The organism is Nitrospirillum pindoramense, assembly GCF_007827955.1.
In the GTDB taxonomy this organism is placed as follows: domain Bacteria; phylum Pseudomonadota; class Alphaproteobacteria; order Azospirillales; family Azospirillaceae; genus Nitrospirillum; species Nitrospirillum amazonense_B.
Genome location: NZ_VITR01000005.1, coordinates 104166 through 128684 on the forward strand (window position 1 = coordinate 104166; position 24519 = coordinate 128684).

Annotated in this window: 25 protein-coding genes; 14 read left to right on the plus strand and 11 right to left on the minus strand. The window is 67.8% G+C overall.

Annotated elements, in window-relative coordinates; genetic code table 11:
• Positions 1–45: 45 nt before the first annotated feature.
• Positions 46–1554, minus strand: coding sequence for a methyl-accepting chemotaxis protein (locus tag FBZ90_RS28345; RefSeq protein ID WP_246130250.1), 1509 nt, complete (start codon positions 1552–1554; stop codon positions 46–48).
• Between the two features lie 150 nt (positions 1555–1704).
• Positions 1705–2052, minus strand: a complete 348-nt coding sequence (locus FBZ90_RS09575; protein WP_145731456.1) for a ribbon-helix-helix domain-containing protein — start codon at positions 2050–2052, stop codon at positions 1705–1707.
• Between the two features lie 193 nt (positions 2053–2245).
• Between FBZ90_RS09575 and FBZ90_RS09580 the strand changes: the two genes are divergently transcribed.
• Entirely contained in the window at positions 2246–3046 is an 801-nt protein-coding gene (locus FBZ90_RS09580; protein WP_145731458.1) for a helix-turn-helix transcriptional regulator, read from the plus strand.
• Positions 3047–3174: 128 nt separating this feature from the next.
• On the opposite strand, the gene rfbA is transcribed toward FBZ90_RS09580, so the two are convergent.
• Genes rfbA through rfbB form a run of 3 tightly spaced genes read right to left on the minus strand, consistent with a single transcriptional unit; the run spans position 3175 to position 6087 of the window.
• Complete coding sequence (gene rfbA, locus FBZ90_RS09585; RefSeq protein ID WP_145731461.1) at positions 3175–4059, minus strand: glucose-1-phosphate thymidylyltransferase RfbA; 885 nt, start codon at positions 4057–4059, stop codon at positions 3175–3177.
• 56 nt (positions 4060–4115) lie between these two features.
• The gene (rfbD, locus tag FBZ90_RS09590; protein ID WP_145731463.1) at positions 4116–5006 is read right to left on the minus strand and encodes a dTDP-4-dehydrorhamnose reductase; all 891 of its coding nucleotides are present in this window, start codon (positions 5004–5006) and stop codon (positions 4116–4118) included.
• A gap of 10 nt (positions 5007–5016) precedes the next feature.
• A complete protein-coding gene (rfbB, locus tag FBZ90_RS09595) occupies positions 5017–6087 on the minus strand; it encodes a dTDP-glucose 4,6-dehydratase (RefSeq protein ID WP_145731466.1) in 1071 nt (356 codons plus the stop codon).
• Between the two features lie 414 nt (positions 6088–6501).
• On the opposite strand from rfbB, the gene FBZ90_RS09600 reads away from it, so the two are divergent.
• On the plus strand, positions 6502–6732 hold the full coding sequence (locus tag FBZ90_RS09600) for a hypothetical protein (protein ID WP_145731469.1): 231 nt from the start codon (positions 6502–6504) through the stop codon (positions 6730–6732).
• 45 nt (positions 6733–6777) lie between these two features.
• Here FBZ90_RS09600 and FBZ90_RS09605 read toward each other — a convergent pair whose 3' ends face one another.
• The gene (locus FBZ90_RS09605; RefSeq protein ID WP_145731472.1) at positions 6778–7989 is read right to left on the minus strand and encodes a hypothetical protein; all 1212 of its coding nucleotides are present in this window, start codon (positions 7987–7989) and stop codon (positions 6778–6780) included.
• Positions 7990–8279: 290 nt separating this feature from the next.
• Here FBZ90_RS09605 and FBZ90_RS09610 point away from each other — a divergent pair, with 290 nt between their 5' ends.
• Positions 8280–8585 carry a hypothetical protein gene (locus FBZ90_RS09610; protein WP_145731474.1) on the plus strand — a complete coding sequence of 102 codons (306 nt, stop codon included), beginning with the start codon at positions 8280–8282 and terminating at the stop codon, positions 8583–8585.
• Positions 8586–8674: 89 nt separating this feature from the next.
• Here the strand turns inward: FBZ90_RS09610 and FBZ90_RS09615 are convergent, their stop codons facing one another.
• Both FBZ90_RS09615 and FBZ90_RS09620 read right to left on the minus strand, forming a co-directional pair.
• Positions 8675–9982, minus strand: a complete 1308-nt coding sequence (locus FBZ90_RS09615; protein ID WP_145731476.1) for an MFS transporter — start codon at positions 9980–9982, stop codon at positions 8675–8677.
• Positions 9983–9995: 13 nt separating this feature from the next.
• Positions 9996–11438 (minus strand): M28 family metallopeptidase, encoded by a 1443-nt coding sequence (locus FBZ90_RS09620; RefSeq protein WP_145731478.1) that lies wholly within the window; start codon positions 11436–11438, stop codon positions 9996–9998.
• A gap of 221 nt (positions 11439–11659) precedes the next feature.
• Here FBZ90_RS09620 and FBZ90_RS09625 point away from each other — a divergent pair, with 221 nt between their 5' ends.
• On the plus strand, positions 11660–11842 hold the full coding sequence (locus FBZ90_RS09625) for a hypothetical protein (protein ID WP_145731480.1): 183 nt from the start codon (positions 11660–11662) through the stop codon (positions 11840–11842).
• Here the strand turns inward: FBZ90_RS09625 and FBZ90_RS09630 are convergent.
• Positions 11839–13185 (minus strand): amidase, encoded by a 1347-nt coding sequence (locus FBZ90_RS09630; protein ID WP_186455699.1) that lies wholly within the window; start codon positions 13183–13185, stop codon positions 11839–11841. The two genes, FBZ90_RS09625 and FBZ90_RS09630, sit on opposite strands and share 4 nt — an antisense overlap.
• A gap of 209 nt (positions 13186–13394) precedes the next feature.
• On the opposite strand from FBZ90_RS09630, the gene FBZ90_RS09635 reads away from it, so the two are divergent.
• From FBZ90_RS09635 to FBZ90_RS09675, 9 genes are all read left to right on the plus strand, one after another.
• Positions 13395–13667: a BufA1 family periplasmic bufferin-type metallophore gene (locus FBZ90_RS09635; protein ID WP_186455700.1), complete on the plus strand. Its 273-nt coding sequence runs from the start codon at positions 13395–13397 to the stop codon at positions 13665–13667.
• A 94-nt stretch (positions 13668–13761) separates the two neighbouring features.
• A complete protein-coding gene (gene bufB / locus FBZ90_RS09640; RefSeq protein WP_145731484.1) occupies positions 13762–14622 on the plus strand; it encodes an MNIO family bufferin maturase in 861 nt (286 codons plus the stop codon).
• Positions 14606–15343 carry an HvfC/BufC N-terminal domain-containing protein gene (locus FBZ90_RS09645; protein ID WP_145731486.1) on the plus strand — a complete coding sequence of 246 codons (738 nt, stop codon included), beginning with the start codon at positions 14606–14608 and terminating at the stop codon, positions 15341–15343. Before bufB ends, FBZ90_RS09645 begins: the two co-directional genes overlap by 17 nt.
• A complete protein-coding gene (locus FBZ90_RS09650; RefSeq protein WP_145731487.1) occupies positions 15340–15837 on the plus strand; it encodes a DoxX family protein in 498 nt (165 codons plus the stop codon). The genes FBZ90_RS09645 and FBZ90_RS09650 overlap by 4 nt, the downstream gene beginning before the upstream one ends.
• 70 nt (positions 15838–15907) lie before the next feature.
• Complete coding sequence (locus FBZ90_RS09655; RefSeq protein ID WP_145731489.1) at positions 15908–16942, plus strand: hypothetical protein; 1035 nt, start codon at positions 15908–15910, stop codon at positions 16940–16942.
• 100 nt (positions 16943–17042) lie between these two features.
• Positions 17043–17939: a LysR family transcriptional regulator gene (locus tag FBZ90_RS09660; RefSeq protein ID WP_186455701.1), complete on the plus strand. Its 897-nt coding sequence runs from the start codon at positions 17043–17045 to the stop codon at positions 17937–17939.
• A 90-nt stretch (positions 17940–18029) separates the two neighbouring features.
• The gene (locus FBZ90_RS28645; protein ID WP_186455702.1) at positions 18030–20873 is read left to right on the plus strand and encodes a DUF5695 domain-containing protein; all 2844 of its coding nucleotides are present in this window, start codon (positions 18030–18032) and stop codon (positions 20871–20873) included.
• Between the two features lie 96 nt (positions 20874–20969).
• A complete protein-coding gene (locus FBZ90_RS09670; protein WP_145731494.1) occupies positions 20970–21440 on the plus strand; it encodes a hypothetical protein in 471 nt (156 codons plus the stop codon).
• A 69-nt stretch (positions 21441–21509) separates the two neighbouring features.
• Positions 21510–21818 (plus strand): hypothetical protein, encoded by a 309-nt coding sequence (locus FBZ90_RS09675; protein WP_145731496.1) that lies wholly within the window; start codon positions 21510–21512, stop codon positions 21816–21818.
• Between the two features lie 19 nt (positions 21819–21837).
• On the opposite strand, the gene FBZ90_RS09680 is transcribed toward FBZ90_RS09675, so the two are convergent.
• The gene (locus tag FBZ90_RS09680) at positions 21838–22182 is read right to left on the minus strand and encodes an ArsR/SmtB family transcription factor (protein ID WP_145731498.1); all 345 of its coding nucleotides are present in this window, start codon (positions 22180–22182) and stop codon (positions 21838–21840) included.
• 62 nt (positions 22183–22244) lie between these two features.
• On the minus strand, positions 22245–23351 hold the full coding sequence (locus tag FBZ90_RS09685; RefSeq protein ID WP_246130251.1) for an NADH:flavin oxidoreductase: 1107 nt from the start codon (positions 23349–23351) through the stop codon (positions 22245–22247).
• Between the two features lie 395 nt (positions 23352–23746).
• On the opposite strand from FBZ90_RS09685, the gene FBZ90_RS09690 reads away from it, so the two are divergent.
• Positions 23747–24421 (plus strand): class I SAM-dependent methyltransferase, encoded by a 675-nt coding sequence (locus FBZ90_RS09690; RefSeq protein ID WP_211101969.1) that lies wholly within the window; start codon positions 23747–23749, stop codon positions 24419–24421.
• Positions 24422–24519 lie beyond the last annotated feature (98 nt).

Below are 24519 nucleotides of genomic sequence, written 5' to 3' on the forward strand. Positions count from 1 at the left end.
CCTGCCGCTGCTGAGAGTCTGGCCGTCCGCCCGAACAGCGCCGGATCAAGCCGCGTCGGTGCGGATCTGCTTCACCACGCCATCGACCACGGTCTGCAGCTTCTGCACCCGGCCAGACAGCAGCTTGGACAGGTCGGCGATGCCGTCGGCGGAGCCGTTGGTGTCGGTCCAGGCCGACAGCGTCTCCTCACACCCCCGGGCGGCGGCGCCGGCGCTCTGCACCGCCTCGGCAGCGCTGCGGGCGATTTCCTTGGTGGCGGCGTCCTGTTCCTCCACCGCCGCCGCGATGGCGGAGGTGGCGGCATCAACGTCGAAGATGACGGTGGCGATGGACTCGATGGCCTCCGCCGCCTCGTGCGTGCTGTCCCGGATGGCCGCCACCTTCTGCGCCACCTCGGACGTCGCCAGGCCCGTCTGGCCAGCCAGGTTCTTGACCTCCGACGCCACCACGGCGAAGCCCTTGCCCGCCACACCGGCGCGCGCCGCCTCGATGGTGGCGTTCAGCGCCAGCAGGTTGGTGCGTTCCGCGATCTCGCTGATGGTGGCCAGCACGCTGCCGATGCTGGACGCGGCATCCGACAGGCCGCTGATGATGGCCTGGGCCGACCGCGCCCGCTCCGCCGCCTGACGCGTCACACCGGAGGAGCGCGTGACCTGGCTGCTGATCTCGGCGATGGCTTCGGACAGTTGCGAGGCGGCGTCGGCCACCTGCGAGGCGCTGTCCAGGGCATCGCCGCCGGAGGCCGCGATGGCGCCGGCATTGTCGGAACCGCGGCGGACCAGCGCCCGCAGGTCGTCGGCGCAGCCACGGGCATCGGTGGCGGCCCCCGCCACCTCACCCGCCAAGCCGCCGACATCGCTTTCCAGACGCTGAGCCAGGGCGATCATGAGACGGCTGCGGTCCTCCCGCGCCTGGGCGGCGACGGATTCGCGGGCGGCGGTGGCCTGGGCCAACTCCTCATGGGCCAGGCGGGCATCGGCCAGGGCCTCGTCCGACCGCTGGAAGGATCGGGCCATGGTCTGGGCCAGCCAGGCGAGCAAGGCCCCCTCGAACACCACCAGCCACACGTACATGAGGATGCGCAGATACTCCCCGCCGTGCACACCCGCCGCCTCAGGCACCGCCAGGCCGCCGACGACGAAGAACAGGGCCACGGCGGCGGCCGACGCCGCCAGCGTGCGCGCGTCACAGAAGCCGGCGGAGACGGCGACCAGGATATAAACGTAGATCTGCATGCCGGTCTGCCAGGGGTTGCCGGCGAACGCCCAGATGGACAAGGCGCCCGCCAAAGGCAGGCAGGCCGCGAGCACCAGGCGGCTGGCGGTGGCCGGCAACATCACCCAGGCGCCCGCCGCCACGATCACGACCAGCAGCGTCGCCACCGGCTGCCGCCAATCGAACCCGCCCAGAACCACCAATTGGGCGGCGACCAGGACGAAAACCTGCGCCACCAGCAGCGTCAGGACCAATAGGGTAGTGGTACGGCGCACGCGCTCCAACGGGGACTGTTGGACATCGATTTGAGGGGTGGAGGCGATGGATGCGGCAGGCATTGGGCCAATCTCCCGGAAAAAGTTTTCCCAGATAATCGTTCCAAGGTACGCCCTGCCTTGACCTGGATCACTAATGCACAATGAATAGGTTCGCGAATTCACGCACCCGGGCGCCCCGGAAACCAAGGGGTGGAAAGAGGCCGGGGCCGCTCAGAAAAACGCCTGGCTCAGGTTCGGCTGCGGCGCCTGGACCGGGGTCGCCAAGGTTTCAACGGACGCCAGCCACTGGAAATAGCTGACGACCACCACGCGCACGGCGCTGGACAGGCTGGTCTCGGCATCGCGGGAGCGGTCGATCACGTCCAGCAATTCCGAGATCTGGCACCCCTCCTGGCGCGCCAGCAGATCAAGACCGGTCCAAAACTGCGGCTCCAGCCGCATGGAGGTGCGGCGGGTGCCCACGCGGACACTGCGCGGCACCAGGGACCGCGGCGCCGTCGCCTGATGGACGGCAGCCATAACCGGAAACGGAAGGCGATGGCTGGTCAGAACGGTCATGTCCGTACTCCGTGACAAGTCCCCCGGTCGCGCCCACGCACGTCGTTGGGGAAATGTGATGGCAATCCTTATCAAAGCGGGCAAAACGTAGTTACATAACCTGTAGACTCATACAGGGTTGGACGCCTTTCAGGAAAACCTGGCGCCGCGACCCGCCAACCTATGCAGCCCCCGCGCCCCTCGGACGTTCCTCATGATCCTGGACGAAGCCCTCCACCGGTTGAGCCAGCCCGATAATCCGGACGATTTATTCGATACTTTCAGCGCCTTGGCCAGTGACCTCGGGTATGCAGCCGTCAGTTATATCGACGGCCGGCCCGGGCCGGCCCCGGGGGAACCGGAGCTTTTCGTGCGCACGACGGTGCGTGAGGACTTCCTCAACACCTATCTGTCCGAAGGGTATATCAACCATGACCCGCTGATCGCGATGGCGAAGCGCCAGGCGGCCCCCCTGACCTGGGCCGACGTCCCGGAATACCACGCCAGCCAGTTGGCGACCCGACAGGCGGTGTCAAAACTGGAGTCGACCACCCGGGGGCGAAGCAAGCAGGACGCGCAACGCGCCATCGCCGTCATGACGGCAGCGGCCGATCATGGCTACACGCAAGGGTACGTCATCCCGACGCACACCGTGGATCCGCTGGGCCGACTGGCCTCAGCCGTGGTCAGCCTGTTCTGGACGCAAAAGCCGGAGGGCCTGGCCACCTCGGACTCGGCCCCTTCCTGGCTGCGCCTCAGCGCCCTTTACATGCATGAGCGTGTGGTCAGCATGCGACTGACACCGGTAACCCAACTGCCGACGCTGACCCAGCGCGAGCAGGAGGCCCTGGTATGGGCAAGCCGAGGCAAGACGGTGGAGGAAACCGGTGAGATTATCGGCGTTTCCGGCCGCACCGTGACCTTTCACCTGCAAAACGTGCTGGAGAAACTGGGCTGCTATTCCAAGATCCACGCGGTGGCCAAGGCCATCCAGATGGGCCTGATCCATCCCTGAGCCCCGCCTCGCGCGGTTCTGGCCACACCAATCCGGCCTTGAACGGCAAAGGGCCCCCGGGACTCGGGGGCCCTTTCCATTTGGTGGCAGGCACGGCCGCGCGAAAAGGGCCCGGGTAGGACGCTCCGTCAGACCTGGGCCGCGCGACGGCGGCTGACCAAGCGTTGCAGATACTGGCCATACGGGCTGTTCTTGTAGGCCTTGGCCTGAGCCAGCACAGCCTCTTCATTCACGAAGCCCAATTCCAAGGCGATTTCCTCGGGGCAACCGATCTTCAGGCCCTGACGGTGCTCAATGGTCCGCACGAATTCCGCCGCCTCCAGCAGCGAATCGTGGGTGCCGGTGTCCAGCCAGGCCGTGCCCCGGCCCAGGCGTTCCACGAGCAGGTCGCCCCGCTGCAGGTAGACATTGTTGACGTCGGTGATTTCCAGTTCGCCCCGGGGGGACGGCTTGATCTCCCGGGCGATATCCACGACCTGGTTGTCATAGAAGTACAGGCCCGTCACCGCCCAGTTGGACTTTGGGTCCTTGGGCTTCTCGACGATGCTGATGGCACGGCCCCGCTCATCGAACTCCACCACGCCATAGCGGTGCGGATCCTCCACCCAGTAGGCGAAGACGGTTGCGCCCTTTTCCACGCGGGTGGCCTGCTGCGCCTGGGCGCTGAGCCCGTGACCATAGAAGATGTTGTCGCCCAGGACGAGGGCGCAAGGGTCGTTGCCGATGAAGTCCTTGCCGATGATGAAGGCTTCGGCCAGGCCGTTGGGTGCCGCCTGTTCGGCGTAAGACAGGTTGATGCCCCACGGCGCGCCGTCACCCAGCAGATCCTGGAACAGCGGCAGGTGGTGCGGCGTGCTGATCACCAGGATGTCGCGGATACCGGCCAGCATCAGGACCGACAGCGGATAGTAGACCATCGGCTTGTCATAGATGGGCAGCAACTGCTTGCTGACGCTTTTGGTCAGGGGATGCAGCCGGGTGCCGGAGCCGCCGGCAAGGATGATGCCCTTCATATCAATAGCCTTATATCTTATATGGTTAAGGGAAAATCTTAAGGTCCAGCGTCAGATCAGGCCGGCAGCAGCACATCCAGGCTGCGGGCCAAGCTGTCGGCCCAGGCCGGCGCGCGCCAACCGAAGACCTGTTCCAGCAGTGCACAGTCCAGCACCGAATTGGCCGGCCGCTTGGCCGGGGTCGGGTAGTCCGCCGTGCCGATCGCCACCAGGCGCGGCACCTTGGCGCCCCGCGACTGCGCCTGGGCGAAGATTTCCGCGGCGAAGCCATGCCAGGTGGTGGCACCGGTGCCACACAGATGATAGGTGCCGAAGCCGTCGCGCTGGCCGTCTAGGACGCGGGTGCCGACCGCCACCAAAGCGTCGGCGATGTCCGCCGCCGCGGTGGGACAGCCGTGCTGGTCCGCCACCACACGCAGCTCTTCCCGCTCCGCCCCCAGGCGCAGCATGGTCTTGAGGAAATTGGCGCGGTCGGGACCATAAACCCAGGCCGTCCGCAGGATGACGTGGGCGGGCAGCGCCGCCCGCACCGCCTGCTCCCCCGCCTCTTTCGAGGCGCCGTAGACGCTGACGGGGCCGACCGGATCGGTTTCCACGTAGGGACCAACCTTGGTGCCGTCGAAAACGTAATCGGTCGACAGGTGCAGCAAGGGCGTGTCGCGTACGGCACAGGCGCGGGCCAGCGCCGCCGGGCCATCGCGGTTGGCGGCATAGGCCGCGTCAACCTCGCTCTCGGCTTTGTCCACTGCCGTGTAGGCGGCGCAATTGACCACCAAGTCGACCGCCGACACCGCGGCCTGGACAGCGGTGGCATCGGCGATGTCCAGCGCCTCACGGCCTGGTGCCGTCACCTGCCAGTCGGCCGGCGCTAGCCGCTGGAAGGCAAGGCCCACCTGGCCAGCACCGCCCAGCAACAAGACGCGAACATCCTTCCCCGCACCGGTCATGCCCTGGTCCTCAGCCGACGGCGGCGGCGGTGGGGGCGGACACGCCCAGACGCTGGCCGGAATACTTGGCCTCACGGATGGGTTCCCACCACCAGCGATTCGCCAGATACCAGTCGACCGTGCGCCGGATGCCTTCCTCGAAGGTCACCGACGGTTCCCATCCGAGTTCCCGCTTGATCTTGGACGCATCGATGGCATAGCGCTGGTCGTGGCCAGGGCGGTCGGTCACGAACGTGATCAGGTCGCGGCGCTTGGTGCTGCTGGGCAAGCGCTCGTCCAGCAGATCGCAGATGGTTTCCACCACGTGCAGGTTGCGCTGTTCGGCATTGCCACCGACGTTGTAGCGCTCACCCGGCACACCCTTGCGCACGATCAGAACCAAGGCGCGCGCATGGTCCTCCACGAACAGCCAATCGCGAATGTTGTCACCCTTGCCATAGACCGGCAGCTTCTTGCCCTCCATCCCGTTCAGGATCATCAGGGGGATGAGCTTTTCCGGGAAATGGAAGGGCCCGTAGTTGTTGGAGCAGTTGCTGAGCAGCGTCGGCAGGCCATAGGTGTGGTACCAGGCGTTGACCAGGTGGTCGGACGCGGCCTTGCTGGCGGAATAGGGCGAGTTGGGGGAGTAGGCGGTATCCTCGCGGAACAGCCCGTCCTCACCCAGCGAGCCATAGACCTCATCGGTGGAGATGTGGTGGAAGCGGAAGGCGGCCTTGCGCTCTTCCGGCAGGGCCTGCCAGTACTCGCGCGCCGTTTCCAGCATCACATGGGTGCCGTTGATGTTGGTGCGGATGAAGACGCCGGAGCCCTCGATCGAGCGATCGACATGGCTTTCCGCAGCCAGGTGCATGACGGCGTCGGGCTGATGGCGCTTGAAGACGTCGCGCATGGCATCGACATCGGCAACGTCCACCTTCTCCAGCACGGCGCGGCCACCGGCCAACACCTCGCCGATGGACTCAAGGCTGGCCGCGTAGGTCAGCTTGTCCACGCACACCAGGTCGTCCTGACCTTCGGACGCCAGCAGGCGGCACACCGCGGACCCAATAAAACCGGCCGCACCCGTCACCATTATCTTCACGCGCCAAACTCCTTCAAGACCACGTCCTGCCATCCTGGGGCGGCAGATCTCTACATTGCGGCCGAAAATACAACTCAGTCCCAGGCAAATGCAAATCCGGCGACGCCATCCCCGGCAATCCCATCCCCGGGCATCCCGGGGGCGCATGCACCATACGTCCACCGGCAGAGATGCTCACCCCAACACAGGTCTTAGCCCCTACGCCGCGCATCATGGCGGATAGTAAATAAAAATGATCGGAAAGCCTAGACCAGTGGGCCAACGTTATAAATCACGAGGCCGTCACCCTCGATATTGACGTACGACAAAAGCACTCGTGACGGAAGCCCATAATCCGTCAATGATGATAGCGACAAATTGGCCCACGAATATAGGGCAACAGACACCAAGAGTGACTCGGAAGTGGAGAACGACATGGCTGGCAAAAGCGGACTATTGATCACCGGCGCTGTTATCGTGGGCCTGGGTGTGCTGGCGCTGGCCGTGCCGATGTTCACAACCAAGGACACCAAGGAGTTGGCCAAAATCGGCGACCTGAAGGTGACGGCGAAGGAGGAGAACACCCACGTCATTCCCACCTTCGTCGGTCCCGCCGCCCTGATCCTGGGCGTGGTGCTAATGGGCGCCGCGCTGGTGCGCCGCTGAATCAGGGAAGGTCCCGCCGCCGACAGTGTCACTTCCCCCCCGCGTTCATTTCGCACCGACACGGCGGCCGGTGAACGGATTCCAGCCGGTTTCCGCCAGGGCGGCCCAGGCCGTGGCCCCCAGGTGGGGCTGGTGGTAATAACGGAAATCATCGGTGGTGGAGGATGGCCCCACCGCCAGTCCGGTGCTGACCGTGCCGGCCGCGGTGGCATATAAAAGGCCGTCGGTCCCTCGGGCTGCCTGGACGACGGCCAGGGCAGCGGCGGCCTTCTGGTCTTGCCCCACCATCTTGTAAGTCAGCGCCGCCTGCGCCGTGCCCTCGATCCAGACGCCGTCGCGGTCGTCATTGAAGTCAAAGCCGCCAGCAACGGCGTGGTGCGCCTCCACCCAGGTCAGGGACCGGCGCCACTCCGCTGGCGCGTCCCCGATGCCCAGGTGCGCCCACAGTTGGATGTCAAGCGCCGCCCCTGGCGCCCAACTGCGGCCGTCCGGCTTGGTGCCGATGCGGAAGCGGCCCTCCGTCCCGTCCCAGGCCGCCGCCACAAAGCCGCGCGCCAGGGCGGCGTGGCGGGTCCAGGCAGCGTCACCCGTCAAGCGCGCCAGCCAAGCGAAGGCCGCCGCCGCATCGATGTTGTGTTCCGTGGCCTTGTAATTCAGGCGCCGTTGGGCGGGATCGAAACCGTCCAGCCCGCCGATGAACCCGCCCGGTTGGGCCGGGTCCGCCATCAGGTCCGCCACCCAGCGCATCAGGCTGATGGCCCGGTCGCGGTAGATCGTCTGGCCCGTCGCCTCGTGCAAGGTCAGCATCGCCAGCGCGGCCCAGATGACATTGCCCGTGGCGCTGCCGTCCTGATAGGCGTCCTCCGCCCACTGACCCGCCCTGTCATCCCACCATCCCGGAGGCAAGGGTGGCGTGGCGGCCATCCCAGTGCGATAGGCGTTGCGCACGCGGCCATCCTTGAAGGTGCGGTCACCAGCAGCCGCCCGTTCCAAGGCGTCGCCAACCAGGCGCGCGTCTTCGACATGGCCGCACGCCACCAGCGCGATCACCGCCAACGCATTGTCATAGGTGAAGGCGCTATGGGCCAAAGCCGGGTGGGCGTCACCGGGATAGCTGACCACGAAACGCGGCCCAGTCCCCGGCGCCGCCAAGCGCACCGCATGCTGCAACGCAGCGCAGGTTTGCGCCGCCGCCTGGCCATAAGCGCTTGCCAGGCAAAAATAAACCACCGCCAGGGCAATTTTCCTAAAATGCACGGCAATCTCCTAGAACAATCGGCAAATGTATTTCCCAATTGTTTCGATAGTGGGCAAGGACGGGAGGCGTAGACCAAATATATGGCACGTCCCCCTCAGAACCCCGCGCGCGACGCAGCCCAACAATGCACGCGCACCTTGTTTTCATCTTGGCAAGGTTTTGCTAATAAACCGCCCGTGAATAATTAGCCGCCGTCACAAGGGCAGCTTGAGGCCGTTGGTTCCACACCCCCTCGTGCTGCGCCGCACAGAATGGCGGACCACCGGGGCAGCAGAGAAGAGAGATTACGATGAACACCAAGTTCCTGGGCATTCTGGCCACCGTTTCCCTTTTTGTCGCCGGCCCCGCGCTGGCCGAGTGCAGCACGCACGCCAACCCGCCGGCCATCCCCGATGGCACCGGCGCCACCACCGAGCAGATGACCAGCGCCAGCGCCTCGGTGAAGGGCTACATGGCCGACATGCAGGACTTCCTGAAGTGCCTGGAGAACGACAAGGCCGGCGGTTCCGCCAAGTACAACGCCGCCGTCGACCAGATGCAGAGCATCGCCAACGAATTCAACAAGCAGCTGCGCGCCTTCAAGGCCAAGGGCTGATTGTCGGCGCATCAGCGCTGAAGTCCTGAAAAGGAAGGATGGGCCGTCCCATCCTTCCTTTTTTATTGTCCCTGTGCAGGGTCGATCCCTCAAGCCGGGGCGTTCCAGTCCAGCCGGTCGGCACGGCGCAGCGCCGGGAACAGCACGCACCACAGGGCCACGACGGCCACAGTGCCGATACCGCCCACCACCACGGCCAGCTCCGTGCCCAGCCAGGATGCGGTGAGGCCGGACTCGAACTCCCCCAACTGGTTGGACGCGCCGATGAACAGGCCGCTGACGGCGCTGACGCGGCCGCGCATCTCATCGGGCGTGCCCAGTTGCACCAGGGTCTGGCGCACGAAGACGCTGACCATGTCCACCGCCCCCATCACCAACAGGCTGAGCACGGCGATAGCGGGCGAGTGGGTCAGGCCGAAGACGATGGTGGCCAGGCCGAAGACACCGACACAGGACAGCATGATGGGGCCCACCCGGCGCTTCAGCGGCCAGGCGGCCAGGGCCAAGCCCACCAGGATGGCCCCCGCACCCGGCGCGCCGCGCATGACGCCCAGCAGCATGGGCCCGGTCAGGCCCAGCAGGCCGGCATCGGCGGAGAACTGGTCGCGCGCCAGCGCGGGCAGCAAGGCGGTGGCGCCGCCCAGCAGCACGGCGAACAGATCCAGCGAAATGGCGCCCAGCACGATGGACTGGTGACGGATGTAGCGGATACCGCCCAGGATGCCGTCCCAGCTGACGGGCGCACGGGTCACCGCCCGCGAGGGCGCGGAAATGCCAGCCACCACCAGGCCGGCCAGCACCAGGAAGCCGGCGCCCACCCCGAACACGCCGTTATGGAAGGCGGCGTAGAGCACGCCGCCCAGCGCCGGCCCCAGCACCCCCGCCACCTGCATGGCCGATGAACTGATGGCCACCGCGTTGGGGAAGTCGGCCTTGGGCACCAGGTTGGGCAGCAGCGCGGAAGAGGCCGGCCCCTCGAACGCGCGGGCGGCGCCGAACAGCATGACGGCGGCATAGACCAGTCCCACCGGCAAGCCGGGCGAAGCCAGCACCACCCCGGTCAGGGCCATGGCCACCGCCTCCACCATCACGCAGGTGGTGATGATCATACGGCGATCCAGCCGGTCGGCCACATGCCCCGTGACCAGCACCAGCCCGACGGAGGGCAGGAACTGAGCCAGTCCGATCAGGCCCAGGTTCATGGTGCTGCCGGTGCGGTCGTAAATGGCCCAGCCCGCCGCCACCGCCTGGATTTGCAGCGCGCCCATGGACAGGATGCGCGCCAGCCAATAACGCAGGAAGGCCGGATGGCGCAGGGCCCCGCCCCAGCCCTTGCGGGACGCCGCCGCCTCGGGCGACGGATCGGGGGCGGCGGCGTTGGAGGAATTGCTGCTCATTATTGCCTATCGGTCACGGGCCGGCGGGATCGGGCACGGCGATGAAGGACCCGGCGGGGCCGGGATAGACCACCGGGCTGGCATAGCCATCCTTGGAAACGGCGGAGACGCCGAAGAACCAGTCGTCGATGACGACGTTGGCCAGGGTCATGGTGCTGCTGTCACCGGCCCAGCGATCATGCTGCCAGGTGGGCGCCAGCGTATCGCGCCACCAGACGCGATAGCCCACGGCCCCAGGCACCTTGGCCCAACTGAGCGTGGTGTCATGCTTCACCGCGCCCTCGACCTTCACGTCACTGGGCGGGGCCGGCGCCCAGGCCAGGCTGGCCATGGTCAGCGCGTTCAGGCGCGTCACCTGGGCCAGGTAGGGGAAGTCCACACCGTCGATGGTGTCGCCGTAGCGCACCCCGCCCTCGGTGCGCAGATCCTGGTGCTGGCGGGTGTAGTTCTCATGCGCCTCGGTCACGCGCACGGCGGGGAAACCGGCCTCCAGGAACGGCACCTGGTCGCCGCCCCGGCCGAAGCGGTCGGTGCGGTAGACCATGCGCACGCTGAAATTATCCAGGTACCGGGTGGCGATGCCGTCCATGTAGCGCGCCAGATTGCGCGAGGGGCTGTCAACCTCGCCCCCGGAATAGCGGCGCTGGTTCGCCTGCTTCGCCGTCTCCACCGCCTTGGTCCCTTCGGAGAAGACGCGGACATGGGTGTTGTCCACCACCCCGTCCTCTCCCTGAATGTTGCCGACGATGTCGTTGTTCAGGTCGGCCTCCACCTGCCAGCCTTGTTCCTTGGCGTAGTCGGCCAGCACCTTGCCGCCCAGCAGGCCCTGTTCCTCGCCCGACAGGGCGGCGAACACCAGGGTGGCGCGGAACTTGTAGTGGGACAGCACACGGGCCGCCTCGATGGCCGCCGCCACGCCGGAGGCGTCGTCGTTGGCCCCGGGCGCGTCGGCGGTCGCGTTCATGACATCCGTCACACGGCTGTCCAGGTGGCCGGCAATGACGATGACCCGTTGCGGTTCCTCCGTGCCCTTCAGCACGGCCACCACGTCCATCACCTCCGTCGGGGTGGGCACACGCTTGCCGGTCACGGTCTGCGCCGGTGTCACCACGGTCAGGCAACCGCCGCAGTCCTTGGAGATGGCCTCGAACCGGCTTTTGACCCAGGCGCGGGCGGCACCGATGCCCCGGTCGGGGGAGGTCGTGTCGGACAGGGTGTGGCGGGTACCGAAGGACACCAGCTTTTCGATGGTGGCGTGCAATTGCGCCGGGTCCACCTGGCCGGCGATCTCCCGGAGCACCGGGTGGTCATCCACAGGCCCCACGGGTGACGCCTCCGGCATCGGCGCCTGCGGCTTGGCCTGCGCTTCGGGGCCAAGGCAGGCCAAGCCGGTCAGCAGGGGGGCGGCCAGCAGAAAGGCGGACAGCAGACGCGCAGACCGGGGGCGCTGGGGCATGGGGCTTCCCTGTGTTCGATGATGAACTGCCAAAATCTTATGGCGCCACGATGCGGGAGCGTCCCGCCCCAGGCAAGGGCTGGTACATATGTCACGTCGCCACAAGCGGCAGTCCTGCCATGCCGTACCCGGTTGACTTGTGCTACCGTACCGTGGGGTAACGTTGCGGGGGCAATGCAGCGATGGGCGTATGGATACGGAAAGCCACCCTGTTCATCGTCATGGCGGCGATGATCGGGGGTGGGGGGTACATCATCGACCGGCAGCTTCTGTCCCATCACGCCATTTTCTGGCGTGGCTTTTTCATGGGCGGCTTTTTGCTGGCCTTCGGCCTTTATGTGCTGGTCGACGACTTCGTCGCCCCCCTTGTCCGACGGGTACGGACCAGCGGGCAACGCGCTTAATCATCGCCCGCCAGGTGCCGCGCCGCCGTCCGCGCGATGGCCAATAGGCGGGCGTCGGCGCCACGCGGGGCCAGCAACTGCAGGCCCACGGGGCACCCGACGGCGTCCGTGCCCACCGGCAGGGTGACGGCCGCCATGTCACCCAGGTTGGCGACGCAGCAGTTGCGCAGCGCCATCAGGTTGGCACGGCCATAGGCGGATGGCTCCGCCAGGTCGGCCAGCAGCGGTGGGGTGGTGGCCACCGTGGGCAGCGCCAGAATGTCCACGTCGTGGAACAGCGCCTGCACGCCGTTGGCAAAGCGGTCGAGGAAGGCCACGCGCGCCTCATAGTCCAGCACATCGGCCGACGCGCGGATGCGGGGCCCGACATAGGCGTCCAGGCTGGGCAGCCACGCCGGCAGTTCCTGGCTGAGGAAGCCGTATATCTCCGCCCCCGCCAGGCCCCCTCGGCGGAACAGGGCCAGGGCCTCGTCCAGCTCCGGCACCGTTACGGTGCCCACGGGGCGGAACAGCGCGTTGAGGCGATCCAGCGCGGCCTCCACCGCCGCGACCACGCCGGGGCTACAGTCCTGCCACAGCACGTCCGGCGCCCGGCCGATGCGGATGGTGCCACCATCGGCCAGCGGATCGATGGCGGTGCCGGTCAACAGGCGGTACCCCTGGATGAGATCGTCCGCCGTCATCGCCAGGAGGCCCAAGGTATCCAGGCGTGGCGACAAGGGCACAATACCGTCCGTCGCCAGATGCCCACGTGAGCTTTTATAGCCATGGAGGCCATTCCAGGCGGCCGGAATGCGCACCGAGCCCGCCGTGTCGGTGCCCAGCGCCAGCAGGGCGGAACCCTCCGTCAGGCTGAGTGGCGCGCCGGTGCTGGACCCGCCGGGCACGCGATGATGGTCACGGTCCCAGGGATTGCGCGGCGTACCCCAATGGCCGTTGGCGCCCAGGCCGCTGAAGGCGAATTCCACCATGCGCGTCTTGCCGGTGATGACAGCGCCCTGGGCCAGCAGGCGGCCGACTACGCCGCCCGGCTGGTTCCACATCGGCGGCAGGCGGCGGGGTGAGCCGGCGAACACCGGCCAGGTGCCGCCGCAAACCGTTCCGGTTCCGTAATTGTCCTTCAAGGACAGGGGAATGCCGTCGAAATCGCTGAGCGGTTGCCCGGCCTGGCGACGGGCGTCGGCGGCGTCCGCTTGAGCGCGCAGCAGGCCGGCGCTGAAGGCGGCATAGGGATTGTCGCGGGCATCCGGCCTTTCCATTCGCGCGGCGATGCAGGCCTCCGCCAGGTCGCGGGCTGTCAGGGTGCCGTCCTTCAGGGCGGCGAGGGCGGTGCTGAGGTCCATGGGGGCGCCTTCGCAAGAGGGGCGTTTATTCTGGCCGGCGGAACCCTGGCACGGGGGGGCCCCGCCCGCAACCCGGCAAGAGGGGCGACAGCCGGGCACCATATCCGGCCGCTATCGAATTCATATCCCCCCTGCATTTCACAGGGTGGGGTCAGCGGGGTTAGCGTCAGCCCATCGCAACCACCCACCAAACCTGAGGGATTTTGAAAATGCAGACCACCATCACCACCCGCCGTCTGGGCCTGGGCCTGATCGTCGCCACCGCCGTCGCCGGCGCCACCCTGGCCGCCGCCCCGGCCAAGGCGGCGGACATGGAGAAGTGCTACGGCGTCGTGAAGGCCGGCCACAACGACTGCAAGACCGACAGCAACTCCTGCGCCGGCCATGCCACCAAGGACCGCGACCCTGGCGCCTTCATCGCCGTGCCGGCCGGCACCTGCGCCAAGATCGCCGGCGGCAGCACCGAGCCCGCCAAGAAGTAAGGCGTCACCGCAGCGGCGTGGGTCTTCGGCCCACGTCGCTGCCCCACCCCGCCGCTGGACGCCCGAGGGGGCACTTTACAGAAGGGACGCCGTCATGGGCATCACCGGTATCGGCCTCAAGGCCCGCCACACCGCCGAACTGCTGGCTGGTCGCCCCGGGCTGCGTTTTCTGGAAGTGCATGCTGAGAATTATATGGGCGCCGCCATGGGAAGCGGGGGCCCGGCCCATCGCTGGCTGACCGCCCTGCGCGCCCTCTACCCCCTGTCCATCCACGGCGTCGGCCTGTCCCTGGGCGGGGCGGAACCGCTGGACACCGACCATTTGGCCGATCTGGCGGCCCTGGTGGAGCGCTATCAGCCGGAATGGGTGTCGGAACATCTGGCCTGGTGCCGCATCGACGGCACCTACCTCAACGACCTGCTGCCCATCCCCTACACCACCGCCAGCCTCTCCCTGGTGGCCGATCACATTGATCAGACGCAGACGGCGCTGCGCCGCCGCATCCTGGTCGAGAACCCGTCCAGCTACATGGCGTTCCCGGAAAGCGACTGGCCGGAGGCCGCCTTCCTGGCGGAACTGGCCCGCCGCACCGGCTGCGGCATCCTGCTGGACGTGAACAACATCCATGTCAGCGCCCATAATGTCGGGCTGGACGCGGGCGCCTACCTGGCCGCCCTGCCCGCCAACGCGGTCGAGGAGATCCATGTGGCGGGGCATGAGCCGGTCACCCACGAAGGCCGCGCCGTGCTGCTGGACACCCACGGCGCCCCCGTCACCGCCGCCGTATGGGATCTCTACCGCCAGGCCCTGACCCGCTTTGGCCCCGTCCCCACCCTGGTGGAGCGCGACGCCAATATCCCGCCCCTGGCCGAGTTGCTGGCCGAGGCGGCCACCGCCGATGGCATCGCCGTGACCCTGTTTGGCGGGGAGGTGCCCGATGCCCACGCTGCTTGAGCGTCAACGCGGCTTGCGGGACTGGGTGCTGGCCGCCGGCGGGGCGCCGCCCTTGGCTAATGCCGGCCTGCACCGCGACAATATCCTGGGCGGCCTGGCCACGGTGCTGGCCGCCAGCTTCCCCGTGCTTCACCGCCTGGTGGGCGAGGCCTGCTTCACCGGCCTGGCCCAGGCCTATGTTCGCCACCAGCCGCCCCGGGAGGCGCCGCTGTCGCGCTATGGCACGGGCTTCCCCGCCTGGCTGGCGGGGCAGGAGGTGGCGCGGCAACTGCCCTACCTGGCCGATGTCGCCCGGCTGGAGGCGGCATGGACCCATGCCTACCACGCGCCCGAGGCCGACCCGCTGGACCCGGCCGCCCTGACCGCCCTGGGGGATGCGGTGGAAGATGCCGCCTGGCGCCTGCACCCCAGCCATCGTTTCATCACCAGCCCCTGGCCGGTGGACCGCATCTGGCGGGCCAACCAGCCGGACGCCGGCGACGGGGCGGTGGACCTGGGCACCGACGGCGACACCCACCTGCTGGTGGTGCGGCCGGCGGCCGAGGTGCTGCTGATCCGCCTCCGCCCCGGCGCTTTCGCCCTGCTGATGGCGCTGGGCGCCGGCCTATCCTTGAGCACCGCCTGGAACAACGCGCTGGCCCTGGACGCGGACTTCGATCTGGAACACGAATTGACTGGCCTGCTGGCGGTGCAGGTCTTCACCGGAGTGGAATTGCCATGACCCTGACGCCTCCCACTGCACCGGCTCCCGCTGCGCCAGCCCCTATAGCTCTGGCGCTGGCCCTCATCCACCGGTTGGAGCGGTTTCCCCGTGGGTTGGACGCCCTGCTGTGGCGCCTGGCCGCCGCCACCGTCTTTTGGCGGTCGGGCCAGACCAAGGTGACCGGCTTCCACATCAACGACACCACCTTCGACCTGTTCCGGGACGAGTACAAGGTGCCCCTGATCCCGCCGGAGGTGGCGGCCGTGATGGCCAGCATCACCGAGAATTTGTGCGCCGTGCTGCTGGTCATCGGCCTGGCGTCACGCCTGTCGGCCGGCGCCCTGTTCGGCATGACCCTGGTGATCGAGATCTTCGTCTATCCGGAAAGCTGGCCCGACCATTTGCTGTGGTCGGCGGTGCTGGTTCCCATCCTGCTGCGCGGCCCCGGCGCCCTGTCCCTGGACCATTTGATCCGCCGCCGGCTGGACACCCCTCTTCGTCACAACTTGTAAGACCATAAATGTTGGAACAAACTCGCCTCGCGGGCATTCTCAGGCCATCTTCAGCCTGGGGAGCGACATCATGAGCATCCAGTACGGCACGCGTACCACCACCTTCCAACCCAGCATCGACATGGCGGGCACCCTGCCCGGCCTGTTCTCCACCACCCTGTTTTTTCCCAACCAGACCAGTCACGGCGTGAACATCGACACCGGTTCCGTCGGCATTGTCGTGCCCATCGCCGCCTTGCAGGACGGCCAGGGCAATTTCCTGCCCTGGGCCGTGCCCACGGATGAGACGCTGACCTTCACCTATGAGCCCAGCGGCAACACCCGCACGGGTCCCGTGGTGACGGTGACCGGCCTGCAGGTGGGCGACGGCACGCCCGAGCATACGGTGGTGCTGGGCCCCGTGCGGGTCATGGCCTGCACCAACGTCGACGACGTCTACATGCTGGGGGTGGGAATCGGGCTGGAGGCCAAGGCGACCCTGGCGCCCTCTGGCAATGCCGCCACCGCCCTGGACAACCCCTTCCTGAACCTGCGCGACATGCTGGGCGACAGCCCCACCCTGCTGCCGGCCTATGCCCTGACGGCGGCGTTGCAGGGGGATGGGCGGTACGGCCTAGTCACCCTGGGGCAGACGGCTGACAGCCTGCAGGGCTATCGTTTCCTGCCGCTGACCCCGGATGCGGACAGCCCCAGCGGCCTGCAACTGCCCTGGGTCAACCTGTCGGTCACGCCGGCGGGCCGCACCCCCATCGACACCCGGGCCCAGCTGCTGATGGATGCCGGCATCACCAACATGTTCATCGGCATCATTCCGAAGCCCGACACCCCCATCGACTGGCTGAACGCCGCCATCGCCATCCAGGCACAGGACGGCGACGGCGAAACGGCACTGGACTACAGCTTCGTCAACACCAACCCGGCGGACGGGCCGGGCCCCAACGTCAATTGCGACCCGAACCAGCCGGCCTCGCCCAGCCGCATCCTGAACGGCGGTCCCAGCCCGCAGGGCGGCAGCTTCATCAACACCGGCGTCCATCTGCTGGCCGCCTATGACTATGTCATCGACGCCGCCAATGACCGGCTGGGCCTGCGCCCCCGGTCCTGACCCCCGTGCGGTGACGTTTCCCCGCGACAGGCGGCGTCCGGCATGGTTCAACAAGGTTGGACGCCGCCTCCAGGGAAATGCCGCTCTCAGGGACCCCCTCATGGAAATGAACCAGGTGCGCTACTTCGTGGCGCTGTGCGAAACCCTGAACTTCACCAAGGCGGCGGAGGCCTGCGGCGTGGCCCAACCATCGCTGACCAAGGCCATCCAGAAACTGGAGGAGGAGTTGGGCGGGCCGCTGTTCGTGCGCGAACGCACCCTGACCCACCTGTCCGATCTGGGCCGCCTGATGCGCCCGCACCTTGAGGCCGTGTTCCACGCCAGCGAGTCCGCGAAGCTGGAGGCGCGCAGCTTTGGCAAGCTGGAACGCGGCCGCGTGCGCCTGGGGGTCATGTGCACCATCGGCCCCACCCGCCTGGTGGGTTTCCTGAAACGCTTCCGCGCCGCCCTGCCCTCGGTGGAGGTGGAGCTGCGCGACGCGCCGGGGCGCGAGGTCCTGGCCAAGCTGATGGAGGGGGAGGTGGACTGCGCCCTGCTGGGCATTCCCAACCTGCCGGAGCGGGTGGAGGCCCGGCCGCTGTACCGCGAGCGCTACACCGTCGCCTTCGCCCCCGGCCACCGGTTCGAGGCCATGGCCGTGGTGCCGCTGAAGGAACTGGATCAGGAGGACTACCTGAACCGGGTGAATTGCGAATACCCCCAGCATTTCGACACCCTGGGCATCCCCGACCCCGCCGACACCCGCGTCTGCTATGAAAGCGAGCGGGAGGATTGGATCCAGGCCATGATCCTGGCGGGCTTGGGCTGCGCCGTCATGCCGGAGTTCCTGCCCATGCTGCCCGGCATCGCCACCCGCCCCCTGATCGAGCCGGAAATCTCCCGCACCATCAGCCTGACCAGCGTGGCCGGCCGTCGCCACTCCCCCGCCCTGCGGGAATTCATGGCGCTGGCCCGCCGGTATGAGTGGGGCCCGGCGCTGGAAGACGCCGCCCCATAACCCCTTCCACCACCCCACCCGTTCTGTATATTGTATCCAATCATCGGCCCCAGCAAGAGGGCCGGGGGACTGGCGGAAGGGGTGAGGGTCATGGGGTTGACGAAGGACGGGGACAAGCGGGTGACGGCATCCGGGCCGCGCCGCCGCGATGTCATGCTGGCAGCGGGCGGGGTGGCAGCAGGCGGGTTGACGGCGGGAAGCTTGCTGGCCGGACCGGCACGGGCCGCCAAGGCCACCACCCCGGCCCGCGCACACGCCTTCGCCCTGACGTTCAAAGGCCCTGGCCTCACCAGTCTGCGCGCTGCCGGGGATGCCTTCGACACCGACTATCTGCAGCCCGGCCAAACCCTGGGCGCCGTCACCCTGGCCTATCGCCGCGACGCCGCCGCCCCCTGGCGCACTGTCGACACGGCGGACCTGACGCCCGCCCATCCCGACCAGGCCGGCCCCCAGAACCACCGGGTGGTCTACGACATCGCCGATGAGGCCGGACCGGCGCTGGGCCTGGCCCTGCGCTTGGGGCTTGAGGACGGCCAACTGGCCTGGCAAGTCACCCTCACCAACCGCGCGGGCGGGCCGCTGGAGATCGGCGACCTGGCCCTGCCCCTGCCCCTCCATACCGAGTTCAAGGCCAAGCAGCAGGCCACGGCCGCGGTGCTGAAGCACAGCTTCATCTCCGGCCACGGCTCCTTCCTGTTCTGGATGCGGTCCAACAGCGTCGGCCCCTATCTGGTCATGACGCCCGAGCGGGAGACGCATTTCGAGTATTGGGAGCCGCGCGCCGGCGCCCGGCAGGATTCCGACAGCCCCATCACCGGCTATCGCCCCTACCGCGTCTTCATCCACGCCGCCGCCACCGGGGAGGCGATGCGGGCGGCGGGGGGCCGCTGGCGCCAGCCACTGACCAGCCTGACCTTGGCGCCGGGGGAGGCCCGCCGCTTCGGCGCCCGCTTCACCTGGGCCGACAGCTACGCCGGCGTGCGCGATACGCTGGTGACCCAGGGCGGGATGGATGTGGAGGTGGCGCAGGGCATGACCCTGCCCACCGACCTGCCCGGCCGCATCGCGTTGCGCACCCTGGACAGCATCGACGCCATCGAGGCGGAATATCCCGATCAGACTACCATCCTGGACCTGGGCACCCGCAACGGCCGCCGCGTCTATGAACTGCGCTTCCGCCGCCTGGGGGAGAATCGGCTCACCATTCGCCACGGGAACGGGCGCGCCACCCACCTGGAGTTCTTCGCCACCGAGCCGGTGGAAACCCTGATCAACAAGCGTGCCGCCTTCATCGCCGCCCACCAGCACCGCGACCCGGCCAAGTGGTACAATGGCCTGCTGGCCGAATGGAACATGGAGACCCAGACCCTGCTGGGCCCCGACAATTACGACCGCATCACCGGCTGGCGCATCTATGAGGTCACCTGCGACGACCCGGGGTTATCCAAGCCCGCCTATCTCGCCAGCAAGAACGCCGAGCATCCGGTGCAGGCGGAGGTGACGGCCCTGGACGATTATGTGCAGCACTTCGTCTGGGGTGGGCTGCAGCGCACGACGGAAGAGGACGACAGCTACGCCCTCTATGGCATTCCCGACTGGAAGAAGAACCGGGAGAGCGCCGACCCCGGCCCCAAGGGGCGCAAGCATTACTGGCGGCCCTATGACTACCCGCACATCATCACGATGTATCTGGGCCTCTACCGCGTCGCCACCCGCCACCCCGGCGTCACCACCCGGTTGGATGCCGCGACCTATCTGGAGCGGGCCTACGGCACCACCCGCGCCCTATTCACCATCCCTATGAAGATCGCGCAGTGGAGCGCGTATGAGACCGGCTTTTACAATGAGGTGGTGATCCCCGAGTTGATCGAGGCGCTGGACGCCGCCGGGCGGACCGCCCAGGCGGCGGAGCTGCGCGGCCATTGGGTGCGCAAGGTCGCCTTCTTCATCAATGGCAAGCCCGACCTGTTCGGATCGGAATACCCCTTCGATTCCACCGGCTTTGAATCCACCCAGGCCCTGGCGCGCTATGCCCTGGACCATGCCGGCCAGCCGGGCTTCCCCGTCACCCCCGCCGCCGCCCGTCGCTTCGCCGACGCCCAGATCGCCGCCAACCTGTTCTGCCGCGGCGTCATCGAGCCCGCCTATTATTACCTGGGCAGCGACTACCGCGCCGCCGGCGGCGACGCCTTCACCCTGACCTATATGGCGCAGATGGGCGGCTGGGCCCTGGCCGACCACGCCCTGAACGACACCGCCCTGAACGACACCGAGGACGCCGGCGCAGCGTCGGCCCAGTTGCGCCTGGCCTGGACCTCATTCATGAGCGCCTGGGCCCTGGTCAACAGCGGCACGGCGGAAAGCGGTTATGGCTATTGGTATCCGGGCCAAGCCAACGACGGCGCCTCCGGCGGCGGGTTCGAGCCCGCGTCCCACGGCACCACCTGGCTGGGCCAGCCCCACCACCGGGGCAGCTGGTATTATTCCAGCGAAAGCGACCTGGGCTTTTGCGGCGCCCTGCGCATGGCCGCCACCCTGGTCAGTGACGACCCGGTGTTCGGCCGCTTCTGCTTCGGTGGCACGCTGGCGGAGGCCAACGGCTGGCTGACCATCACCCCTCGCGACGGCGTGCGCCGCCGCCTGCACGCCCGGCTGCAACACGCCCGCCTGACCCGCCAGCGCCTGGACCTGGAGGTGCGGGGCGCCCGCTTCGCCCCCAGCGACAGCATCGCCTGGCACCCCACCGACGCCCGCCTGCGCCTGACCCTAGACGGCGAGGCGCAACGCCAGCCCCCCACCCTGCGCCTGCGCGGCCTGCCCAAGGGGCGCTACCGGGTGACGGGGGGCGGCGCTGTCGAGGTGGCCGCCGAGGCGGCCTGGGTGACGGTGACGCTGTCGGCGGGGATGCGGGAGGTAGCGGTGGAGCGGGCTTAACCGCGACACTCGGACGGGGTTATTGTCGAATCTCCAGCCCGGCCTATTTCTGCTGCTGTAGTTTTTGCTGACCGACCGGGAAGAGGGCCGCTGTCGATGCGTCGCCGCAGCGCTGCGAAGCACAACTCGAAGGGCGGTGGCCCTGGCGACACCGCCCTGGATCATTGGCAACGCCTGCGGAAGGACCGCCTATCCAATGCCGCCGCCATCGCCGCCGTCCTGTCCATGGTGGCGGCGCTCTTGTCCTGGCTGAATGTCCTGTTCACCGGCCCGCTGCCCCAAACCCGCGGCAACCCATTGTATTGGGCGCTGATGATACCCTGCGCCTGGTGGGCTTCCGATCTCACCCGCTTTCGGCCCGGTGCAGTGATCGTGATGCGGTTTATGTTCATCATGGCGCCGCTTCTGGCCAGCATCACCCTGTTACAGAGCGAAGACACGCGCCCTGATTCGATCTTGGCTCCAGCCATCCTGTTCGCCCTGGCCTGCACGATGGCTACCGTCGGCGCCCTATGCTACCGCCGCAGCCTGTTGCGCCGCGAAGGCCCTTCCCGGCTCAGGCGATAGCCACCCCTTCCCTTGGGCCGATCTCAGTGCCATAGAGGGCAGGTCCTGCTCAACCTCCCGGCTCACCCTATGACCCGCCTCGACACATTCTGCAAAGTCGCCCTGTGGGTGCTGGGCTTCCTGCTGATCGTGGGCGGGTGCATGGCCATCTTCCCCGCCTTGTTCCTGACGGTGGTGGCGGCCAACGACGGCGCGCAGGGTGGCGCGGCGCCGGGCATGGTGTGGCTGCTGATGCCGCTGGGGATCGCCGGCGTGCCGGTGCTGATACTGCTGTCGGCACGGAAGTTCCCGGCCCACGTCAAGCATCACGCCCTGGCCATGGTGCTGGCCTGGGCAGGGGCGCTTTATCTGCTGGACCGGTTCTGGTTGCACCGCTGAGGTGGGCCGCCCGGCGGCGTCAGTCCCGACTACCCTCGTAATCGCCCCGCTTCAGCATCTGGCACAACTGCTTGCCGAACGTGCTCATGAACTCGTTGATCAGCGCCTCGTCGCGCCGATAGAAGGTCCACTGCCCCACGCGGTGGGAGGTCAGCAGGCCGGCGCGTTGCAGCATGGCCAGGTAGGTGGAGACGGTGGACTGCGACAGGTCCGTCTTTTCCAGGATGCGGGTGACGCATACGCCCTTTTCCAGGGGATAGCCCTCGGGCTGGGGGGCGAAGTGGGTGGTGGGGTCCTTCAGCCACAGCAGGATGTCGCGCCGGACCGGGTTGGCCAGGGCCTTCAGGATCGCTTCCACATCCATCGCGTCGACATCCACACCCTATGAAACCGGGGAAGGCGGCGGCGCCCTCCCCGGTCCAACAATCACACCACCAGCCGGTCCAGCGACCCGCGATCGAAGGGGATCACCTCGTCCACGCGGCCCTCACGGACCTTGATGGCCCAATCGGGGTCACTGAGCAAGACCCGGCCCACGCCCAGCAGGTCGAAATCCCCCCGCGCCAGGGCCTGGGCCGCCTGGTCCACGTCGGTGGGCTTGACCTCGAAGGCGTCGCGGTTGGCGAACATGCCGACCTTGAAAGCGCCGTCCAGGCCCACGCTGCCCACGGCGATGACGGGCTTGCCCGTCAGGCGCTTGGTCCAGGCGGCCAGGGTGTCGGGGGACCCGTCAAAGGCGGGTTCCCAATAGCGCCGGGTGCTGACGTGGAAGACGTCCACGCCGGCCTCGGCCAGGGGCTTCAAAATGCGGCCCAGCTCATCCGGCGTCTGGGCGATCCGGGCGTTGTAGTCGACGCCCTTCCATTGCGAGAAGCGGAAGACTATGGGGAAGCCCGCGCTGACGGCGGCGCGCACGGCCCGCACGATCTCCACCGCGAAGCGCGTACGGTTCTCCAGGCTGCCGCCATAGGCATCGGTGCGCTGGTTGGTCTGTTCCCACAGGAAGTCGTCGATGACGTAGCCGTGGGCGCCGTGCAACTCCGCCCCGTCGAAGCCGATACGCTCCGCATCCGCGGCGGCCTGGGCGAACGCGGCGACCACGGCGTGGATGTCGGCCTGGGTCATGGCCCGCACCACCTCGACCCCATCGGTGACGATGGCGGAGGGGCCGTAGCCCGGGACGCTGGGGTCCGGCTCCACGCCCGGGCGGCGGGCGATGCCCACGTGCCACAGTTGCGGGATGATGCGCCCGCCCTCGGCATGCACGGCCTCCACCACCCGCTTCCATCCGGCCAGCGCGGCCTCGCCATGGAAGGCCGGCACCTGGGGATAGCCGTTGGCGGCGGGGTGGTTGATGGTCGTGCCCTCGGTGATCAGCAGGCCCACGCCGCCCCGCACGCGACGGCGGTAATAGGCCACGACCTCATCCGTGGGCACGCCGCCCGGCGACTTGTTCCGGGTCATCGGCGCCATCACCAGGCGATTGGCCAGGACGTGCCGGCCAAAGGTGAAGGGCTGGAACAAGGGGGCCACGGCCGGGTTCACCGACTGGGCCGTTGCCCCGGTTGCCGGAGGGGTTGCCGGAGTCGGGCCGGAAGCGGTGGCCGAAGCGGGGCCGGAGGACGGGGTGACGGTATCCATGGGTCTGCCTGCGCTGGTTGGCAACGGAAGGGGTTCGGTATATCGCGTTTTCTCGATATCTCAAACCCCTGGTTTCCCACCCTTTTCCCCAAAGTGGAATGTTGCGGCGCAAACCGACGCCCGGCGAACCTTTCATTAACGAATGATGGCCTATGGTGGGGATCGTAAAATGCGCTACGCTTTCATGACAGGCCTCATCGAGACCAAGGAAACAAAAGACGCAGGTTGGGTTTATCCGCGCCCTGGCGGCGCATCAACAGCAGGAGGACGGCAGGATGGCGGCACCCGTGTCAGCCCGTGCAAGCCTATTGGAAACCGGGCGTAATGATGCGCTGCAGCGGAACCTGATCCCCTGTTTCGACGCCTTTTACGGCGCGGCGCTGACCCTGATCGACGACTGGGCCGCCCCCACCCGACCGCGCGTCCTGGATCTGGGCGCCGGCGGCGGACTGTTCGCCTCGCTGGTGCGCGCCCGCCTGCCCCACGCCCATTTGCACCTGGTGGAGGAGACGCCCCAGGCGCTGGAACAAAGCCGCCGCCGCTTCGCCGGCGACGCCCGCGTCAGCTTCGCCCTGGCCGAGTTGGACCAGGCCGACCTGGCCGGTCCGTGGGACCTGGTCGTCACCTCCCTCGCCATCCACCATCTGGCCCATGGCGCCAAGCGCGACCTGTACGGCCGCATCAACCAGGTGCTGGCCCCCGGCGGCCTGTTCATCAGCGCCGAGCAGGTGCTGGGCCCGACGGCCGAGGTGGAAAGCCAGTACGACCGGCTGTGGCAGACGGAGGCCGCCGACCTGGGCGTGCCGGCGGTGGAGCTGTCGCGTGCCCGCGACCGCCTGCGCCAGGACCATTGCGCCACCCTGGGGGAACATTTGATGTGGATGGCGGAGGCCGGATTGCGCGACGTGGACTGCGCCTTCAAATCCTGGCGCTTCGCCGTGATGAGCGCGCGGCATCACTGAGCAAACCGTGGTATAGCCCCTCCGGCTTGGGATACCCGTTGGGTTGCGCATCGGCGGAGGCGTGATAGTCTCCGCCCGATGCTGATGCTGCCGCCGAG

Excerpts from the sequence above, each read along its gene's own strand:
- FBZ90_RS28345 (WP_246130250.1), bottom strand. The coding sequence starts at position 1,554 with ATGCCTGCCGCATCCATCGCCTCCACCCCTCAAATCGATGTCCAACAG.
- FBZ90_RS09575 (WP_145731456.1), bottom strand. The coding sequence starts at position 2,052 with ATGACCGTTCTGACCAGCCATCGCCTTCCGTTTCCGGTTATGGCTGCC.
- FBZ90_RS09580 (WP_145731458.1), top strand. The coding sequence starts at position 2,246 with ATGATCCTGGACGAAGCCCTCCACCGGTTGAGCCAGCCCGATAATCCG.
- rfbA (WP_145731461.1), bottom strand. The coding sequence starts at position 4,059 with ATGAAGGGCATCATCCTTGCCGGCGGCTCCGGCACCCGGCTGCATCCC.
- rfbD (WP_145731463.1), bottom strand. The coding sequence starts at position 5,006 with ATGACCGGTGCGGGGAAGGATGTTCGCGTCTTGTTGCTGGGCGGTGCT.
- FBZ90_RS09600 (WP_145731469.1), top strand. The coding sequence starts at position 6,502 with ATGGCTGGCAAAAGCGGACTATTGATCACCGGCGCTGTTATCGTGGGC.
- FBZ90_RS09610 (WP_145731474.1), top strand. The coding sequence starts at position 8,280 with ATGAACACCAAGTTCCTGGGCATTCTGGCCACCGTTTCCCTTTTTGTC.
- FBZ90_RS09615 (WP_145731476.1), bottom strand. The coding sequence starts at position 9,982 with ATGAGCAGCAATTCCTCCAACGCCGCCGCCCCCGATCCGTCGCCCGAG.
- FBZ90_RS09620 (WP_145731478.1), bottom strand. The coding sequence starts at position 11,438 with ATGCCCCAGCGCCCCCGGTCTGCGCGTCTGCTGTCCGCCTTTCTGCTG.
- FBZ90_RS09625 (WP_145731480.1), top strand. The coding sequence starts at position 11,660 with ATGGCGGCGATGATCGGGGGTGGGGGGTACATCATCGACCGGCAGCTT.
- FBZ90_RS09630 (WP_186455699.1), bottom strand. The coding sequence starts at position 13,185 with ATGGACCTCAGCACCGCCCTCGCCGCCCTGAAGGACGGCACCCTGACA.
- FBZ90_RS09635 (WP_186455700.1), top strand. The coding sequence starts at position 13,395 with ATGCAGACCACCATCACCACCCGCCGTCTGGGCCTGGGCCTGATCGTC.
- bufB (WP_145731484.1), top strand. The coding sequence starts at position 13,762 with ATGGGCATCACCGGTATCGGCCTCAAGGCCCGCCACACCGCCGAACTG.
- FBZ90_RS09645 (WP_145731486.1), top strand. The coding sequence starts at position 14,606 with ATGCCCACGCTGCTTGAGCGTCAACGCGGCTTGCGGGACTGGGTGCTG.
- FBZ90_RS09650 (WP_145731487.1), top strand. The coding sequence starts at position 15,340 with ATGACCCTGACGCCTCCCACTGCACCGGCTCCCGCTGCGCCAGCCCCT.
- FBZ90_RS09655 (WP_145731489.1), top strand. The coding sequence starts at position 15,908 with ATGAGCATCCAGTACGGCACGCGTACCACCACCTTCCAACCCAGCATC.
- FBZ90_RS09660 (WP_186455701.1), top strand. The coding sequence starts at position 17,043 with ATGGAAATGAACCAGGTGCGCTACTTCGTGGCGCTGTGCGAAACCCTG.
- FBZ90_RS28645 (WP_186455702.1), top strand. The coding sequence starts at position 18,030 with ATGGGGTTGACGAAGGACGGGGACAAGCGGGTGACGGCATCCGGGCCG.
- FBZ90_RS09670 (WP_145731494.1), top strand. The coding sequence starts at position 20,970 with ATGCGTCGCCGCAGCGCTGCGAAGCACAACTCGAAGGGCGGTGGCCCT.
- FBZ90_RS09675 (WP_145731496.1), top strand. The coding sequence starts at position 21,510 with ATGACCCGCCTCGACACATTCTGCAAAGTCGCCCTGTGGGTGCTGGGC.
- FBZ90_RS09680 (WP_145731498.1), bottom strand. The coding sequence starts at position 22,182 with ATGGATGTGGAAGCGATCCTGAAGGCCCTGGCCAACCCGGTCCGGCGC.